General features: G+C 48.3%; 11 protein-coding genes. 4 read left to right on the top strand and 7 right to left on the bottom strand.

The annotated features are described in order from the left end of the window. Window positions 1-193 precede the first annotated feature (193 nt). A complete protein-coding gene (gene gcvP, locus ABWW03_RS15405) occupies window positions 194-3073 on the top strand; it encodes an aminomethyl-transferring glycine dehydrogenase (protein ID WP_353409690.1) in 2880 nt (959 codons plus the stop codon). 220 nt (window positions 3074-3293) lie between these two features. Here the strand turns inward: gcvP and ABWW03_RS15400 are convergent, their stop codons facing one another. Beyond that, the gene (locus ABWW03_RS15400; protein WP_353409688.1) at window positions 3294-3623 is read right to left on the bottom strand and encodes a DUF6559 family protein; all 330 of its coding nucleotides are present in this window, start codon (window positions 3621-3623) and stop codon (window positions 3294-3296) included. Between the two features lie 488 nt (window positions 3624-4111). On the opposite strand from ABWW03_RS15400, the gene ABWW03_RS15395 reads away from it, so the two are divergent. Next, entirely contained in the window at window positions 4112-7201 is a 3090-nt protein-coding gene (locus tag ABWW03_RS15395) for an EAL domain-containing protein (RefSeq protein WP_353409686.1), read from the top strand. Between the two features lie 11 nt (window positions 7202-7212). Here ABWW03_RS15395 and ABWW03_RS15390 read toward each other — a convergent pair whose 3' ends face one another. The 3 genes from ABWW03_RS15390 to ABWW03_RS15380 form a co-directional block, all read right to left on the bottom strand. Beyond that, complete coding sequence (locus tag ABWW03_RS15390; RefSeq protein WP_353409684.1) at window positions 7213-8193, bottom strand: sensor domain-containing diguanylate cyclase; 981 nt, start codon at window positions 8191-8193, stop codon at window positions 7213-7215. 218 nt (window positions 8194-8411) lie between these two features. Continuing rightward, window positions 8412-9917, bottom strand: coding sequence for a methyl-accepting chemotaxis protein (locus ABWW03_RS15385; protein WP_353409682.1), 1506 nt, complete (start codon window positions 9915-9917; stop codon window positions 8412-8414). Further along, on the bottom strand, window positions 9914-10474 hold the full coding sequence (locus ABWW03_RS15380; RefSeq protein ID WP_353409680.1) for a PAS domain-containing protein: 561 nt from the start codon (window positions 10472-10474) through the stop codon (window positions 9914-9916). Before ABWW03_RS15380 ends, ABWW03_RS15385 begins: the two co-directional genes overlap by 4 nt. Before the next feature lie 103 nt (window positions 10475-10577). Between ABWW03_RS15380 and ABWW03_RS15375 the strand changes: the two genes are divergently transcribed. Continuing rightward, window positions 10578-10718: a hypothetical protein gene (locus ABWW03_RS15375; RefSeq protein WP_353409679.1), complete on the top strand. Its 141-nt coding sequence runs from the start codon at window positions 10578-10580 to the stop codon at window positions 10716-10718. A 141-nt stretch (window positions 10719-10859) separates the two neighbouring features. Here ABWW03_RS15375 and ABWW03_RS15370 read toward each other — a convergent pair whose 3' ends face one another. Further along, complete coding sequence (locus ABWW03_RS15370; protein WP_353409677.1) at window positions 10860-11459, bottom strand: hypothetical protein; 600 nt, start codon at window positions 11457-11459, stop codon at window positions 10860-10862. 239 nt (window positions 11460-11698) lie between these two features. Here ABWW03_RS15370 and ABWW03_RS15365 point away from each other — a divergent pair, with 239 nt between their 5' ends. After that, complete coding sequence (locus ABWW03_RS15365; RefSeq protein WP_353409675.1) at window positions 11699-11986, top strand: putative quinol monooxygenase; 288 nt, start codon at window positions 11699-11701, stop codon at window positions 11984-11986. 19 nt (window positions 11987-12005) lie between these two features. Here the strand turns inward: ABWW03_RS15365 and ABWW03_RS15360 are convergent, their stop codons facing one another. Both ABWW03_RS15360 and ABWW03_RS15355 read right to left on the bottom strand, forming a co-directional pair. Further along, on the bottom strand, window positions 12006-12698 hold the full coding sequence (locus tag ABWW03_RS15360) for a hypothetical protein (protein WP_353409673.1): 693 nt from the start codon (window positions 12696-12698) through the stop codon (window positions 12006-12008). A 318-nt stretch (window positions 12699-13016) separates the two neighbouring features. After that, entirely contained in the window at window positions 13017-18335 is a 5319-nt protein-coding gene (locus ABWW03_RS15355) for a DNA repair ATPase (protein WP_353409671.1), read from the bottom strand. Between the last annotated feature and the right edge of the window lie 91 nt (window positions 18336-18426).

Below are 18426 nucleotides of genomic sequence, written 5' to 3'. Positions count from 1 at the left end.
TCTTGTTTCCTATAGGAAATTTCCATTGCCCTATAGGAAACCCGTTTGCTAAAATTGCGCCACTTTTTAATCGCCATTTTGGCCCCATGCACCCAAACGCCCGCCAGTACTGGCCTGGGCGAGAATTGCTGCTTGCTGCAATAACCTTCCAAGAGGGCAGTTGCCTCCGGAGCAGCCGTACAAAGGTATGTCTATGTCCGTTACACCGTATCAGACCCTGGCCCACAACGATGAATTCATCAGTCGCCATATTGGCCCAAATTCAGCCCAAGTAGATGCTATGTTGGCCGAACTGGGCCTGAACAGCGTCGAAGAGCTGATTGAGAAGACCGTTCCTAATGGCATCTTGAAGAAAGATGAGTTGGATCTGGCTGATGCCGTGAGCGAACAAACCGCCCTGGCGGAAATTCGCGAGATTGCCAATAAGAACAAAGTCTTCAAAAGCTACATTGGCATGGGCTACCACGACACCTACGTGCCAAACGTCATTCTGCGTAATGTGCTAGAGAATCCAGGCTGGTACACGGCTTACACGCCTTACCAACCGGAAATCGCCCAAGGTCGCCTGGAAGGTTTGATCAACTTTCAGCAGATGGCCATGGACCTGACCGGCATGGAAATCGCCAACGCCTCCATGCTCGATGAAGGCACTGCCGCAGCTGAAGCCATGGCGATGTGCAAGCGCCAGATGAAGAAGAATAAATCCAATACCTTCTTTATTGATGCTGCCACTCACCCACAGACCATCGCCGTTATCGAAACCCGCGCCGAACACTTTGGCTTTGAAATCAAAGTGGGCAATCCAGAGACCGATCTGGAAGGCCTGGAGTACTTTGGTGTATTACTGCAATACCCTGGTACCAGTGGTGAAATCAAAGACCTGACGGCGATCATCGATCAAGCGCATGCCGCCGACGCACTGGTGACCGTTGCGGCCGACATCATGAGCCTGATCCTGCTGAAATCACCCGGCAGCATGGGCGCTGACGTTGTGGTGGGCACCAACCAACGCTTTGGGGTGCCAATGGGCTTTGGTGGCCCTCACGCCGCGTTCTTCGCATTCCGTGAAAAATACAAGCGATCAGCCCCTGGCCGTATTATTGGTGTATCCATTGACGCCAACGGTAAACAAGCCTACCGCATGGCTATGCAAACCCGAGAGCAACACATCCGCCGCGAGAAGGCCAACTCCAACATCTGTACATCCCAGGTGCTGTTGGCCTTGATGAGCGCCTTCTACGCGATTTACCACGGCCCTGATGGCCTGCGTCGCATTGCTCATCGAATTCACCGTTTGACCGCTGTGTTGGCCCACGGCCTGGAACAGGCTGGCGTTAAACTGGCACACAACACCTTCTTCGATACCCTGGCGATCGAAAGCGACAACAGCGCTGATATTCTGGCCCGCGCTACCGCCAAGGAAATCAACCTACGTCCTCTGGGCGAACAACACATCACCCTCAGCCTGAACGAAACCACCAAGCTGGATGACATCAGCGAACTGCTGGAAGTGATCACCGGCCAAACCATCGATGCCACCGCGATCGAAGCCGAATTGGCCACCAGTGAAGGTATCCCGGCGGAACTACTGCGCAGCGACGATATCCTCAGCCACCCGGTTTTCAATCGCTACCACAGCGAAACCGAAATGCTGCGTTATCTGAAGCGCTTGGAAAGCAAAGACATTGCCCTGAATCATTCTATGATTCCTCTGGGCAGTTGTACGATGAAGCTGAACGCCACCGCGGAAATGATTCCGGTGACCTGGCCTGAGTTCGGCCGCATTCACCCCTTCGCACCGATTAATCAAGCTGAAGGTTATCAGCAACTGTTTACCGAACTGCAGAAGATGCTGCAGGAATGTACCGGTTACGATGCCGTAAGTTTGCAACCTAACTCCGGCGCCCAAGGCGAATACGCTGGCTTGTTAGCGATCAAAAAATATCACCACAGCAAAGGTGAATTCGATCGCGACATCTGTTTGATTCCATCATCCGCCCACGGCACCAACCCGGCCTCCGCACAAATGGCCGGCATGAAAGTGGTTGTAACCAAGTGCGATGCCAACGGTAATGTGTGCATGGACGATATCCGCGCGAAAGTGGACGAATACGGCCAGCGCATTTCCTGCATCATGGTCACCTACCCGTCCACACACGGCGTGTTTGAAGAAGAGATCGTTGAACTCTGCGACCTGATTCACTCTGTCGGTGGCCAGGTATATGTAGACGGCGCCAACATGAATGCGCTGGTGGGCATCGCGGGCCCAGGCAGCTTCGGTGGCGACGTGTCTCACCTGAACCTGCACAAAACTTTCTGTATTCCTCACGGCGGCGGCGGCCCAGGCATGGGACCAATCGGTGTAAAAGAACATCTTGCGCCTTTTGTTGCCGGTCATCCGGTGCAACCCGTACCTGAAACCGATGTTAGCAACGGCGTCGTTTCCGCCGCACCTTGGGGCAGCGCTTCCATCCTGCCGATCTCTTATATGTACATTAAGATGATGGGTCGCCAGGGCATGAAACAAGCCAGTCAGTTCGCCATGTTAAACGCCAACTACATGGCCAAAAAACTGGGCGAGCACTACCCAATTCTATTTAAAGGCAAAAACGGTTTTGTTGCTCACGAATGCTTGCTGGACCTGCGTCCGTTAAAAGAAAGCAGCGGCATCACCGAAGAAGATATCGCCAAGCGCTTGAACGATTTCGGTTATCACGCCCCAACCATGAGCTTCCCGGTTGCCGGCACTCTAATGATCGAACCTACCGAATCCGAATCCAAAGAAGAATTGGATCGCTTTATCGAAGCCATGGTGACCATCCGCAAGGAAATTGCCCAGGTCGAATCCGGTGAGTATCCAAAAGACAACAACCCACTGCACAACGCCCCTCACACACAAGACGACGTGATGAGCGATGAGTGGGATCGTCCCTACAGCCGAGAAATCGCCGCCCGCCCTGCTGCCTGGTTGAAGCAACATAAAGTATGGCCAACGGTGAATCGTATCGACAATGTGTATGGAGATCGAAACCTTGTATGCTCTTGTCCTAGTATCGAGGAGTATATGGATTAAGAGTGGGTTAACTCTGCGGATCTAAAGTAGTTACTTAAATCCGCAGAGAATTTATTTCGATACAGATTAAATAGGGCCTTTCAGGCCCTATTTTTATGAGGCTCAAAGATAACTCACTCTCAAGTGAGCTATCCTTAAATTTCAATTCATTGACAAGAACGCACCTGTCCTAAACTCCTGCAAGGCTGTCCTTTAAACGGGATGTTTACCAAACCTGACTCTAGTCCCCTCCACCCGAATCGCCACCGATATCACCCAACGAGGCATCAGACGATGAAAACAAACCACCCTGGGAGCAAACCTCACCAAATTCGGACTGTAACGACTCGTAATTACCGTCACTGATGTTATCAAAAGCCTCTTTACTGCAGTACATCGCGTAGGCATGGTCGATAAAATCAGTATCGCAACCTGTTTCCTCCATCGCGTTTTCAACTTGACCTGGAGTATAGACTTCACCGCCGCCGTATCCAGAGGCTAAAAATGGCGGAAGATTCCTGGCTATTTTTTTAATGGCACGACTTTCACGCATTTTCATTAAGATTCCCATATTGCATTCCTTGTTCAGTCAATACGCAAAAACTGTTCTACCAACCAACCTAAGGGCAAACAAGCATGATTCCTGCAGAATAAGAGCGGGTCCACAAATCAAACATTCCATATCATATGTCATGAACTTAATGGTCTTGGGCATAGTCTTATTAGAATTACCTTACTCATAAAGGTAATCTAAAAAGACAAACTACACAGTTGCGTATTGCATTCGGTTTCTAGCCACACTCGTAATGCCGCTTTCCAGGTCCCCTATATTCCAGCCCCTGCCATGCTTCTTACAGACCATTAACGATCTATCGAAGTGGAATTATTCCTTACGCTGAACACTCTCATTAGCACAATAGAGAATCTGTATCTATACTTCATTATCGCCGGCGGTTAAGTATTGAACAGCCGACCCCGAGTGATGATATGACCCCATAAAAAGTGGCTATTTAACAATCCTGATGCGGAAGAAGTGTTTTGTTAATTGAAAGTCCTGACATGAAGGTTTCAAACGAGCACATCCATGAACTGGAACGTGAGATAAATGAGTTAAAGCTAAATAAGCAAAGAGAGATTCGGAACGCGCGAGCGATCGAATCGATGTACGCGGCTTTTGTTAACTCTTCCGGTTCTGACGAATACTTCGAATTGGCCTTAGAGATTATCAGATCGAATATCAACGTCGATTATGCATGGCTGATTACGCCCTTCTGCGACGAGGTCAGGCTTGTTCGTTCCTATATGGTTTCTGCTCATCCGAATTCATCGATCGATATACGAGACATTTCTCTCTCCCAGGTTCTACCCGATTCAGAATTACTCTCCCAACCTATAGACGCCTGCTTTTCCCCCTGCAACATCAATCCTTCGATTATCGGTATTCCCGGACCCACATCCGCTACGCGCCCGCCATCTATAGTGATGAAAATCGAGATCCAGACTGGGGAACCCATGTTATTGGGTATCAGCCACTCCGAACCCAAGCGCGTTTTCAATGATGAAGACAGTTACGACTTTTTGAAGCTGGCCAATGAATTTCAGAAAAACGTCTGCACGTTACAACGCTTAAAAAATAAAAGCCTGCTGTTTGAAAACTCCGAAACACCCATGTGGTGTGAAGATCTGAGCGAACTCAATGATTACCTCAAAAGCTTACGACAACAAGGCGTCGAAGATATCGAGGAATATCTGTCTAACAACAGTCAGGAAATCTACAAGCTGTTGTTGAGAATGCCCATCGTTAAGATCAATCGAGCCTGCCTGAAGCTGTTTAAGGTTAATAGCCGCGAAGAGTTTGATGAGATTTCGAAAAACCTTCTCGGGCCTGGCGCAATCAACATGTTCAAAAAAGAGGTCGCTGCCTTCTGGAATTCTGAAGATTCCTTCAAATCCGAGTTCAACTTTATCAATGCGAAAGGCGAAATTATCGTAGTCGAATTGAAAATCCAGATCCCCAAGGGCGACCGAGAATTTTATCTTGTTCCCGTAAGCTTGACGGACATGACAGAACAACGGCGTATAGACAAAAAACTTAAAGAAACCTTGCTGCGCTATGAGCTCGTGGTTAAAGGTTCCTACGGCGCGATATGGGACTGGAACGTCAAAGAGAAAAACGTGTACTTTTCCAAAAGCTGGTGCGAACTGCGGGGCTACGATAAAGACGAGATATCAGACTCTGAGGAAGAATGGGTGAAAGGTATCCACCCGGACGATGTGCAACGTGTTATGAATGCGGTTCAAGATCATTTTGATCGAAAGACGGATGTCTTCCAGGAAGACTATCGCATCGTCTGTAAAAACGGAGACATCAAATGGGTGGCCGACCGGGGCGTTGCCGAATATGATCTTGAAGGACATGTTCTACGAATGGCCGGATCAGAGTTTGATATTACCGAACGCCGCCGCCTGGATGAGCGCTTGCGTCTTGTTGCCAGTGTTTATGAAAATTCCGCAGAAGGCGTGATGATTCTAAATAAGCAGGGAATCATCATGGATGTGAACAACGCGTTCGAGAAAATACTGGGGTTTCGAAAAGCTGAGGTGGTAGGCTCCAGGCCGGAAATGTTTTCTTCAGAAAAGAAGCACCGCTCCAGTTACAGCAGCGTATGGTCGGGATTGAAAAACTTCAAACAATGGCAAGGTGAAATTTGGAACCACCATAAAGACCGAAGCCACCGGCCAAGCTGGTTGACCATTAGTTGCGTCTACGATGGCGATGAGCTCACCCATTACGTTGGCTTGATGACAGACATCAGTCAGATTAAAAAGTCCGAAGAAATGCTTTACCAACTGGCACACCACGACACCCTAACGGGGCTGCCAAATCGCTTACTGCTTAATGAACGTCTAGAACAGGCCATGAGGTATGCCCTTCGGCGTGAGCGACACGTGGCCGTTGTCTTCGTAGACTTGGATAACTTCAAATTCGTCAACGATGGCATGGGGCACGCCGTTGGCGACAAGCTACTCAAACAGGTTGCTGAAATACTCAGTGAAACCGTGCGGGCCGACGACACCGTTGCCCGCATCGGAGGCGATGAGTTTCTTTTGGTACTGGGTGATATTCAGAACCCGGAGAACGTCGGCTATGTGGCCGAAAAGCTTCTTAAGAAAATCAACTCCAAAGTCACCGTGGACGGCCAGGACCTTCGCGTGTCCGCCAGTATGGGCGTGGCCGTGTACCCTGGGGACGGTGAAGATAAATCCACCCTGATTCGCAACGCTGATGCCGCCATGTATCGCGCCAAGTCCTCGGGTAAGATGAACTTTCAGTTTTATACCGAGGAACTCACCAAGAACGCCATCGAACGCATGTCTCTTGAGGCCGACTTGCACGACGCCATAAGCCGACAGGAGTTGCACCTCCACTATCAGCCTCAAATCGATATTAGACTTGGTAAAGTCGTTGCTGTTGAGGCGCTGATACGCTGGCAACACCCCAGACTCGGCTTGATTTCCCCAGACAAGTTCATCCCACTGGCCGAAGAAATCGGTTTGATCGAAGATATCGGCACTTGGGTACTGCAAGAGGCCTGCACACAGTTTAAACAGTGGAGAATGGCCGGCTTTCCGATTCAGACACTGGCGGTAAACGTATCGAACCGACAACTCCATAAAGGGAATTTCCCCAACGTGGTGCATTCAATACTGCAGAGCAGCGAACTTGAGGCTCATCACCTGGAGTTGGAAATCACGGAGAGTATGTTGCTTGAGAACCCCGACTTTGCCGTCCAACAACTCAAACAGTTGAAAGAACTCGGGGTTAGCATTGCCATTGATGACTTCGGCACAGGCTATTCTTCGCTGAGCTATTTGAAACGGCTTCCTATTCACAAACTCAAAATCGACAAGTCCTTTATCCATGACATTGGCGACGACGGCGATGATAACGCCATTACGGAGGCTATCATTGCGATGTCTGAACGCTTGAGTCTGGGCGTAATTGCGGAGGGGGTAGAAACGGAAAACCAGAGAGATTTTCTCTTGAAGAATGGCTGCAACAATGTGCAAGGCTTTCATTACTGCAAGCCACTGCCGGTGGAGGAGATTACCAGTTACATGAAAGCCATGCTTGAGCTGCAAGCCTGATGTGTATTGGTCTAGTCCGGCTTGATTTTCTTTTTATCCTGATACATTAGCTGATCCACTTTGGTAATCATGGCATCCAGATCCCCTGCCTCGCCTGCTGAGAAGCAATGCAGGCCAAAACTAACGGCCAGCTTGATATCGGCGTACTGATTGGAAAAACGCGCTCTAAAGCGGTTACCGACGTCCTCACAGCTGCGTTTTAACTCTCCTTCTGAGCCGGCCTGGCATAACGCAATTACCAAAAATTCATCTCCTCCAATTCGGGCGATAATATCTGTCTTGCGAAAGCTTGACTGTAGGGCCTCGGCTAATGCAACCAGACAATCGTCGCCTTTATGGTGGCCAAAGTTATCATTAAGCCGCTTGAGGTTATCAACGTCAAAGTAGATCAGCCCCAATTCCAGGCCAAATCGTTGCTGATCGTTAATGCGCTGTTGTCCAAGACTTTTCACACCGCGGACGTTATATAAACCCGTCAACGAATCCGTAATGGCGACTTGTTGCAGCTTTTCGATATCCCACAAATGCTGCAACTCACCACTGACCAGATCTCTGAGCTGGCCCATTAAATCTACAAAGCTTTCTTCATACTCTGTGGACTTGGTATCGATGGAACAGATGGTGCCGAATACTTCACCATCCGGCCAGAAAATAGGGAAACCCAAGTAAGAACGCACCGGGCCACTGCATACCGGAGGAGCATCCGACCACTCCTCTTCTCCGGCTGCATTGTTGACGTACAGCAGGTTGCGGGATTCAACCACCCGGCGGCAAAAGCTTTTGATTTCCCAAGCCCAGGCATCGCCCGGTCCAAGAAAATTGTCATCGTTGCTGCTGGTGGAAAGCGCGATAAACTCATCGCCACTGAACTGAACAATCGCCCCACATGCCGTGCCATAGATCTGGGAGATTAAGTCGACAGTGGTTTGCCACTGCTCTAAATCCAGTGCTTCAGGCGGGCGGTCTCTAAAACAACGCTTTAATTCGCTCATAACATCCACATTCTGAGTAAGGCTAATGTGATTCGGAACTGACACAACATAATAAGCGCCATAAAGATTATTTTAGCGAACTTGCACCAGAATGCCAGACAACTCAACTTCTCCGTTGAAACAGGCGCGAGGAAAGCCCCAAATTGTGTGTTATCTTGTGGTCGAACGACAAGCAGGCGCGCCTGCCTGCTCTTGTTACAATGCCCGTATCCCCCGGTCTACCCAGCGTTGAGACTTTTCTCCTGCATCAGTTGGTCAATACTGTTCAGGAACAGCTCACTGGAGTCTTCCGCTTTTCGCATGTCCGAAATAATCGTTTCGCGAATCTGCTTATCATTGCGCCAGTTTTTATCACGATAGGAAACCGCCGATTTAAGGAAATCGTGCAATTGACGATGTGGATTCTCAAGCCCCGCGTACGAAGGCAGATGCCCATATTGAGTCGAACCTTCGCCTCGGTAGTACCATCCACCCATTTCACAATCGGTGTGCTCCACCGTTAACTCTTCGGCGATGTCGCTATTCCCGTCGCCTAAGGCCAGATAACCATTCTGCTTCAGGATAACGTGGTCGATCTTCATCAGCGCACCGAAAGTGAGACCTTTGGCACTCAACACATAACTGCTGGTTTTCTCAGCCGATTCAGAGAACTCAACAAAACGCTTTTTGAATGATTCGACTTGATCATTCATTTCTGCAGCCGCTGAACTGGACGTTTCCGCTTTCTTAACCATATCCTGAACCCGGTGGCTGAAACCACCAATAATCGAGGCCACACCAGAAGCGGATTCTTTGGTGCGATTGGAAAGGCTTTTCACTTCTTCGGCTACGACGGCAAAACCTCGGCCCTGCTCACCCGCTCGCGCCGCCTCGATCGCAGCATTCAGGGCTAAGAGGCTGGTTTGATCAGCAATTTCTTCAATGATCGATAGCGATTCAGAAACGTTCTTACTGTCTTGCCCCAGTTCGGCGACAACACGAGCAACGTCTTGAATGCTTGCATTGATTTCTTCCAGGCGCGTCGACATGGCATTCACCTCAACGTGGCTGTCCTTCGCGGCCTTTCCGTTTTCATGAGCAATGATTTCAACCGATTTCACTTCATTATTGATGCGGTTTAAATCCACCTGACTGACTTTCAGGTTTTTAATCAGATTGGTGGTATTCAAACTGTGCAATTCAGAGTGCAGCTCATTCGCGGCCAGAAGATCCATGCCATCCTTCATACGTTCAATCGAGATGTTGATTGAACACAGGGATTTGCCCAACTGCCCCGGCAAACCACGATACAAAGCCGTGCGTTCATAAGAACCTCGAGCCACATGGGTAAAGCAGCTGTTTACTTCTTTAAAATAGGATTCAATATAATCAAGAAAATCATTGAGCTCCCAGGCCACCATACCCAGTTCACCCATTCCAACTGTATTGACCACGCGCTTGTTAAACCCGCCCTTATTCGCCGAACGAATCGTACAAAACACTTTATCAACCGTGGTGAATACGCGAGTCACGATCTGGTGGCCAATCAATACCAAAATGCAGGTTGCCACGGGCGCAATCAACAACCACATAGCGGGTTCATAGAAAAAAAAGAAAAAGGCATTATTGGCGAAAATGACACCCGCGAGCCCCCACAGAGTAAACTGTGCTTTTGTCTGTAGAAAGGGTATCTGCGAACTCACCGTATTCTTATTGGACTTCCCTGTACTTGCCGCAATACTCATAATGACATCCCCTGCTCTGCATCCAGTTCCACCATAAAGCGATTGTATGTTGTGCTGTTCCCCTCTAAGAAATCGTCAATGATTTTCCAGGAACGTTCTGGCGCCGATTTTTTATCACCAATTTTTTCTTCTTCGCGCATCTTGGCGTAGAAGTCTTCAACCAGTTTAATTGCATCTCGGCCAGGTCTACGTCTTACTGAATAGTAACCCCGTAAGTTTCCAGACTCATCGTAATCCGGGGTGACGTTTGCAAAGACCCAGTAATAGGAACCATCGCGACACAGGTTTTTCACATAACCAAAAAACTCGTTGTTTTCTTTGAGATCGGCCCACATTTTTCGGAAAACGCCGCGGGGCATATCAGGGTGTCGAATCACATTATGCTGAACGCCGATCAATTCCTGCTCGAGGAAGCCGGAAATCCGCATAAAAGTGCGATTGATGTAGGTAATTCTGCCGGTGACATCTGTCTTGCTGACGATCAAATCGTCATCTTCCAACGCGACTTCACTGTTTTTGAGCTGAATTTTGAGACCACCTTTCCTGGTTAAAATCATGGGTTCCCTCCGATTTATCTCAACTGAGCAGTCATTCATGTGACCAGAACGTATCAAAAGTGTCGACTCAACCAGCCATTACTTTAGCTTTGAAGCTAAAAACATGATTCTTGAAACGCCATTTTTTGCACTTATTGCCAAATTTGATGATTATCTCTTGCCGTGGGTTTATTTATACGACTCAGGCAGCGAAACCGTGGCGTACCATCCAGCAGCCTGTGCAGTGGAAAATCAGAAGCAATAAATGAAAAACAAAAAGAAAATAACGCAGAAAAGAAAGAAGGGAAACAGAATTGGGCATTCGACGCCCTATACCTCATTTGCTCTTCTTGAGCCGACTGGTACTTTTTATACGCCTATCTAACATAGACAACCCAACTCAAGATTAGTCTTCCCGACACAGTACAAACCAATTGGGCATCCACGTACTGTGCGGTGCTTTGGCCTTTTTAGCACGGCCGATAGAAACATGGCGGCTGACTCGGCGCATATAATCGTAATTTCCAGAGTAGAAAAAACGGCCCAACCTACGTTCATTACAATGAATATCCGGCCAATCCAAACATTTTTCTTCAGGCACACGAGTGTAATCGATAACCACACCGTGATCGTCCGCTTCATCTGAGGTGGTGTTTCTTGCCACAAAATAACCATCGCCAATCAAAGATTTCAATGCATAAACGTTGTACCCTGAAAATTCGCCAGGCGTCGATGTACGACACATGACTTTTTGAAAGTGTGTAAACGCGGGCAAGGAATTTTTACCCCAATGAATAACCGGTTCCAATGGCTTACACGTTTCAGGAACAAAGTAATCCATCGTTAGCCTTTCGGAACCTTCAGCGGCCTCCCAAAGCAATTGTTGTTGCTGAGCACTCAAGCCTGTCGACTCGTCAATTCTTCGTCCCTTATCCAGCTTATCCAAATAGTCGACTAACTCATCAAAGTGGCAGCTCTTATCTTCGAAAAATGCATCAATGCTCATCGTCAATTCCAATAACAGGCCTTAAGCAGTCAAGGCTTAAACAATACCAACAGTAGCGTTTAAACTTACCATAACTGTATTCCTGATACTATCCGCACACCCTCCTTACCTACACTTTAGGTTTTCCTGTTTGCATCATTGCTCTGGCAAGTGAAGCTGGCTTTTCATTTAGCCACATTAATATTATGATCGATCGTTCGGTCATAATATTAATCACTGTTCAAGCAAGAGAGGAGACTATGAGCGAAGTTAATTTATTGGTGCGCGTAAGCGCCAGGGAAGAGCATATCGAGGCTCTCAAAGCCGAAATGCGTAAAGCTCAAGAGCTAACACTCCAGGAAGCGGGCTGTATTCGCTATCAATTTTACCAAGATCGCAAAGTACCCCATATGTTCTACGTACAGGAATGCTACCGGGACAAAGACGCTTTCCTAGCCCACGCCAACTCAGTGCATATGGCAGCCTATCTGGCGTCAACCAAAGACATGGTTCAGTCAGTGGATATGCACAAGGTCGATCCTGTTTAACCTTCCATAATCCGAGGGGCTATTGCGGCCCCTGCAGATAACGACGCAGAAACGACGCTGATGTCGCTCGATTACGCTCTGGCGCACTGAAGTAATATAAAGTTGCTGAGAGTGTTCGACAGGCCTGCCTCTTTTCATCATTACTCTCAGCCGAGAGAGGCTCAAACAAAAACGCTTCTCGATAGTCTGTATTCTCCATGGAATTGAACAAGTGTCGCCGGGCATTTTCAAGCTGCCGCTTGGCGTCTCTCTCTGAGGCTCGTGTTCGATTGTTAGGCCCAGCTTTGAGCATCAGATTATCACCTGCCCCAATAAACCCCTGGGTAGTGCCATGTTCCAACACCAAACCAAGACGAAGTAAGTCACTGCCCGTCAAAGCGATATCGTGGCAGGACGCACCGTGTTTATCGGCCAGAAAATCCAACCAATTGGCCAGTGCAAGCGCGTATTGAATAATATCGGCATCCGGGGCTCGGGATATGTTCAAACGAGTACGTTCATTAAAAAACTGCCAAAACTCGGCGAGAAAAACGCTGTCAGCCGCTCCCTGCCCGCCACTCTCATAAGCCAGAGCGGTACGATCTAACAGTTGAGCTTTGGCTTCCGGGTTGGCATCGTAAGCTTTCAACGTTCCGGGAAAGCCCTCAAAATACATACGATACATTTCCTCCGCGCTGGATTTCCCATCCCAATATTCAGCGCAGGCGCTCATAAGAAATGCACTGAAAATGATAATAGCGGACACTCTTTTTTGAATTTTTGAACCCACAATTCTTTCCCCTATGGTGCTATTTTTTATTGTATGTTTTGAAGAGCAGGCAATCTCTTCGCTCCTGTACAGGAGAGGCCAGATACAGAAAGGACGCCATCCAACAGAGTGTGCGGGGGAAGAAAATTCCAGTCAATAAAAGGGCAAATCATCGGAATACAGGAAACGTTCAGTGGGCATTGAGGTTTCCGGTGCGAGAAAAAAGAAAAAGGGGCGACCCTCAATCTTTTTTCTGCATTGTCAATATTGGATCAACACACCTTATACGACGGGATCATCAGGTGCGTCTAACGACGGTTTTCCTGAAAATTCAGATTCCAGACTGCGCAACTGCTCTGAGATATCCCGCATTTTGTCGTGGGTGCGCAAATCGATATCAAGTTTTTTGTCCATGCTGCGCACCAACGGCGAAATACTGTGCTCAATCGTCTGGGCAAGTGCAGATAACAACTTATTGATGCCAGGCACTGGCTCATTAACCACTTTGACCGACGGTTGGGATTGCTTTACGGCTTCCGTAAGCTGTTGCATTAACAGCATTAGATTCTCATCTTTTTCGGCATCAATCCTGTGCTTAGGTGCCGACTTGGCATTGACGCTGCTCGTCTGCTGAGATAAACCCTGCACACTGTCAACGAGATCCGCTAACTGTGCAACAACGCGGGCACCGGTGTCAGCGTCATCCCCTCCCATAGACTTATTGCGAAGGTAGTCGCTTTTAATTTGCTCCCAACGCATGCTTTGTTCTTCCGTGATATTGCCTCTGAGCTCCGCCAGTTTAAGAAGATTGTCTTCAGCACCGGTGGTTAGCAGCTGTGCCTCTCCCAGATAATGGTCAGCAATCAACTGCATGAGTTCCTTGTCATTCATAACCGCTGATAACTTTTCCGTCATCTTGTTCATATTGCGGTAACTGCCCTGCAGTTTGAAAGCGGGCTCAGTACGATATTTGTCATCTTGCGCCGCTGAAGCAATGTATTGCTTATTGATTTTGAGCACGACATCCTGAACCACCATCATCTTTTTAAAGATTTCAGTGATCTCGTTAATTTCAGCGCCGCTGTATTGATGACTTAAATCAGTAGTGGGAACGTTTACACCTTTGGCCAAATCAATCAGTTTATAAACGTCCCCCATTTCACGTACCGCCAAGGGCGCCAGAACTTGATTGGAGGTCAGGGCATTTTCTATGTAACTCAGCGCAAACTGCTCATCCATTCCACCCAGAATGTCACCGAGGTTGTAAATGTCAGCCCGGTTGGCCAGCATGTCCGGGATTTTGAACGCCTCACCTGATTCCGTATAAGGGTTACCAGCCATCACTACGCAGAATTTCCGGCCCCGCATATCATAGGTTTTGGTTTTACCCTTCCACACGCCATCAACTCGGCGTGTACCATCACACAGTGAGATGAATTTCTGTAAGAACTCCGGATCGGTGTGTTGAATATCATCAAGATACAACATCACATTATTGCCCATTTCCAGGCCCAGATTGAGTTTTTCCAACTCTTTGCGAGAAGTCGCATTCGGTGCCTGCTCTGGGTCAAGTGATATGACCTGATGGCCGAGAGATGGGCAGTTGATCTTCATAAAGATCAATCCCAAACGGTTCGCCACATATTCCATCAATGTGGTTTTACCGTATCCCGGAGGCGAGATCATCATCAATAGCCCCATAAGGTCCGTTCGTTTTGTATCCCCTACGGTTCCCATCTGTTTCGCCAGGTTGTCACCAATAAGCGGAAGATAGGATTCATTGATCAAACGGTTGCGGACAAATGAACTTAGCGGGCGCGCCTTGAATTCCTCCAGGCGAAGAGCGTCTCTTTCGCTACGAATAATGTCCTGTCGCAACTCTAGATAACGATGGTAGGCGGGTACAATTTCAAAGCGATGGCGCTCGAGCTTTAACAGAAAAGCGTCCAGGCCAAAGGATAACGCTCGTTCTTCGATCATCCTATGATCACCCATCAAGCCTTCTACCCGCAGTTCAAGATCCACTTCACTTAGGCGACGATCCAATCGTTCATCGGCATTGATCAAAGCCACCGCCTCTGGAATATAGCGCTCTAAAGAATCGAGTTCCTTTTCAACAATGAGAGCTTGCAACCAGGCCGCTGTTAAATTCCAACGTTCGGCTGGCCAGCCAATCATTTTTTCAAGCGCCAGCTGGTAACGGCGCCAGGTTTCGTCGCTCATTGAATGCTTGAGCTCTTCAGCCAGGCGTACTGCGTATTTACTGCCAATAAACTCAATACGATCACGCCCCAACTCAGCAACCAAATAGTCTGCAGCGCGGCGGATATCCAGCTCATTGACAGGCAAAGGGTGCTGTTTGATAAAGGCGCTTATAGAGCCTGACACTTCTTCGGCCAGCAGCTCCATGGCTTCCCGGCTTCGAAATACCGACTCCATTTGACGAGCCGATTGAGCTCGTTCAGGCCAGCTGGTGTACGAAAGAGTCGCTTGTTTCTGAACGTCTTCAAGTTCGGCACCACGACTGCTATGGCTTAAGCCTTTTATATTGGCCCAAAACACCTGCGCTAATGCGCGACTTAATGGATCGAACGACAGCAAATCGGCACTATCAATTGCCGGAATTAAAGTCCGTAACAATAAAGCGGCATCATGATCATGAACACCCTTCTCATATCCTTCTTTGTAACGTGGGCCAGCAAATTCACGAACCAGTTGATCAAGCTCACCTTCCTTGTTCAGGGCTGCCGTCAATGTTGGCATGGACAGTGTATTCTGCTGATGTTTCGCTGCATCGAGAATCAACGCCGCCAAGTACTCAGCTCGGTAGACTTCTGGGGTTTCAGATTCCAGACTCATTCCCCAGAACTCCCTGAGCGCCATAAGCTCCGGATGCTCAATCGCCTCGTAGTAATCAGTGCCTGTCAGATGAATATTCAGATCTCCATCTCTGGGGATAATAGTGAGATCCAGTTCCTGGGTGTTTACTGAAAACTTGTGTCTTGGGCCCAGCTTAATGACATTCCCGCCATCTTCATAAATATCGGTTTTGTCGCGCAGAGAACGTAGGGCCTGCTCTTGAACCGCTTTCAGTTTCGCTTCAACATCGTCGGCTTTGACCGCGGCATCCAATTCGCGTAGCTGCTCTACCTGTTCGCGAATTTTCATCACAAGAGCGTCCGAGGCGAAATAGGTATTCAGCTCATCAGCCTCGGTGAATTTTAAAGAACGTTTTTCGATACTCCCCAAAATCCGGGCAGCAGCATCAGAGACGGATTGCGCTTTGCGCTGCCTCGCGTCAAGCAACTGCTGTTTATGACCTTCAAAGGACTCATAGATTTCCTCACGTTTATCCATGATATCCGCCAGGAACTGATCGTATTCACTGTATTGGCTTTCAAGTTCTTCCAATTGCACCAATAAACGGGACAGTTGCTCATCGCATTTTTCCGGTGTATTGGAAACGCCCAACGCATTGGTAATACTCTGGGAAAACAACTTAAACTGTGCGGAGAATTGAGCGATCGCTTCGGATGAGCCCAGGGATTTCTGTTTATGCTTGGCACTGGCCTTACTTTGGTTCAGCTTCGAATACACCATTGAGATGGAGTCGATAATCCGGGTTCTAACCGTTGCATCATCCACCTTCAATGTACCTATTAACTCAGAAAGCAGATCGAGTCCTTCTGCGGTGTTTTCAATCGTTTCAATGAGCGGCTCCAGAGTTGCAATAGTGTCCGCTTCATCTACCCGCTTATTCAGGTCATCAATTTTGTGTACATAGGGCTCCAGCGCCTGTTCATCCGACAGAAAGGCGACCGTACGCTCAGTGAGACTGGCTTCTACGGTTTTTAAGTCATCGTCAAGTGCCCCAATTTTATCCAGATCGATGTATCGTAAACTGCGCAGGGTTACCAGGTGGCCGCGTTGACGGCGGAGCTGAGCCAAAGCATCCACAAATTCTTCGGCGTTATCCCAATTTTCGGGACGCACCGATTGCAGCAGAGTCTCTTGCTTTTGTTCCGCTTCCAACATGCTCTTGGCAGATTGTTGCTGAATACTCTGAACCTTTTCAAACTCATCAATGACCAGTTCGGACGTTGCTGAAATGTCCTTGAGAACTTCAGCGATACCCTCAGTTTCAGATTCTTCAATCCAGTAATGATCATCAAAAATCTTCTTTGCGGACTTTTCCAATTCTTCGTATAAACGAGCGGAAACCCCCTGGTTGTTGATCATTCGGCAAATGCTGTAAAGGTCGGACACGCCTCGAACGAGTTCAGCGTTACCGATACGCCCCAAAAAACTCTGGCTTGCTGGCGCCTTGCTGGCGTACTCAGCACTCTCAAATGGCGTATCCCAAATCTGCATGGGATGAACGCGAATCGGTTCCACCTCGGCAGAGAAAATCACCAAACGACCGTTTTCTGCCAGGGCATAGCCATGGCCATAAATTGGGTTTTGAAGGGCTTTTTCAATAAGATTGTAGGAAAACAGGCCAATCACCCCATCCTCGGGCTGATAAAACACATAAAGCATGTCTTCGCCATTGGGTGATCGGATTTTCCGCTTGAACGTTAAGCCTTCGGTTTCTTCATCAAAGCGCTTGAATTCGCCGGTTTGGAGGTAATAACCGCCCGGAAAGATAAGGCCGTGATCCTCTGGCAATTGCACACAGGATTCTCCAATGGCGTCAATCCGCAAAACCTCTTCCGTCAGGGTGTTGTAGATAAAGTAACGCCAGACTTCCTCTCTATAAGGCAACACTTTCAACAATATCAAACTGCCAACCGCGGCATAGGCGATTTGCGCATCGTCCAGCGACTGTGTTTTATCTTCAACCGTTTCCCGATAAATCCCCAGACCATCTTCAGTATTGTTTTCAATTTTAATGGTCAGGTCGCCACCGACAGTCTCAACAAATATGGTGTCCAGTATATTCACGTGGGGATGTCGACCATGAACGGCGTCTTCACGATCAGTTTCAATCCATTCAAAATCATAGGCCGGAGGCAACTGGATATCGCGTTCGCCTCGATTGTCAATATACTCGATGTTCTTACCATCGGGCGATAGGGACCAGCGAAAAACCCGCACATCCTCCAGGCGTTCACCAATCTGAAAGCCCGCCAGCAACTTGCCATCTTTAACAATGAGCTGAACCAGCCGGGTATGCTTGTAATAACGATACAATTCTTCAAAATCGCTGAGAAAGGAAGCTTCCCTGAGAAAACTACCGTCCAAAGACACGGGCACCATTTCTATGCCCTCAGCGCTCTCTTTGATATCAAAGAGAGCGAATACATCTTCTACTTTAGTTTCCTTCTTGAGACCAAGAAAAACGTTGTATGCAAACAGTAAATGATCGCCAATTTGAACAATATCTCGAGCGATGCAGTTGTTTTCGGTACGTACACGTACCCGCGCGGCCACGCTCATGTCCGAACTGCCAAACTCGTTCAGTCTCGATTGATTCAGCTTTTGGATCTTGGCATCGAGCTGCTTCCCCTGGTCCAGCAAACGCTTTTTAATAATTTCATAAGCGCCGCCTTCCGCAACCGCGTTGTCGACAAGGTCCGTAGATTGCACCTGCTCTACCATCTGGCTTTCCTTCTGCGTGGCTCAAACCACTGCCCGCCGTCAATATGACTTGGGGCAGTTTTTCGAAGAGGCGAAACCACCTCTGCTCTTC

This window comes from Pseudoteredinibacter isoporae (assembly GCF_040372805.1).
In the GTDB taxonomy this organism is placed as follows: domain Bacteria; phylum Pseudomonadota; class Gammaproteobacteria; order Pseudomonadales; family Cellvibrionaceae; genus Pseudoteredinibacter; species Pseudoteredinibacter isoporae_A.
Note: the sequence above shows the minus strand (reverse complement) of the source record. Positions and strands in the feature narration are given on the sequence as shown.

Bases quoted from the DNA above. Each gene is read 5' to 3' on its own strand.
- ABWW03_RS15370 (WP_353409677.1), bottom strand. From the start codon at position 11,459: ATGAGCATTGATGCATTTTTCGAAGATAAGAGCTGCCACTTTGATGAG.
- ABWW03_RS15390 (WP_353409684.1), bottom strand. From the start codon at position 8,193: ATGAGCGAATTAAAGCGTTGTTTTAGAGACCGCCCGCCTGAAGCACTG.
- ABWW03_RS15360 (WP_353409673.1), bottom strand. From the start codon at position 12,698: ATGAGCGCCTGCGCTGAATATTGGGATGGGAAATCCAGCGCGGAGGAA.
- ABWW03_RS15400 (WP_353409688.1), bottom strand. From the start codon at position 3,623: ATGGGAATCTTAATGAAAATGCGTGAAAGTCGTGCCATTAAAAAAATA.
- ABWW03_RS15365 (WP_353409675.1), top strand. From the start codon at position 11,699: ATGAGCGAAGTTAATTTATTGGTGCGCGTAAGCGCCAGGGAAGAGCAT.
- ABWW03_RS15355 (WP_353409671.1), bottom strand. From the start codon at position 18,335: ATGGTAGAGCAGGTGCAATCTACGGACCTTGTCGACAACGCGGTTGCG.
- ABWW03_RS15385 (WP_353409682.1), bottom strand. From the start codon at position 9,917: ATGAGTATTGCGGCAAGTACAGGGAAGTCCAATAAGAATACGGTGAGT.
- ABWW03_RS15380 (WP_353409680.1), bottom strand. From the start codon at position 10,474: ATGATTTTAACCAGGAAAGGTGGTCTCAAAATTCAGCTCAAAAACAGT.
- ABWW03_RS15375 (WP_353409679.1), top strand. From the start codon at position 10,578: ATGATTCTTGAAACGCCATTTTTTGCACTTATTGCCAAATTTGATGAT.
- gcvP (WP_353409690.1), top strand. From the start codon at position 194: ATGTCCGTTACACCGTATCAGACCCTGGCCCACAACGATGAATTCATC.
- ABWW03_RS15395 (WP_353409686.1), top strand. From the start codon at position 4,112: ATGAAGGTTTCAAACGAGCACATCCATGAACTGGAACGTGAGATAAAT.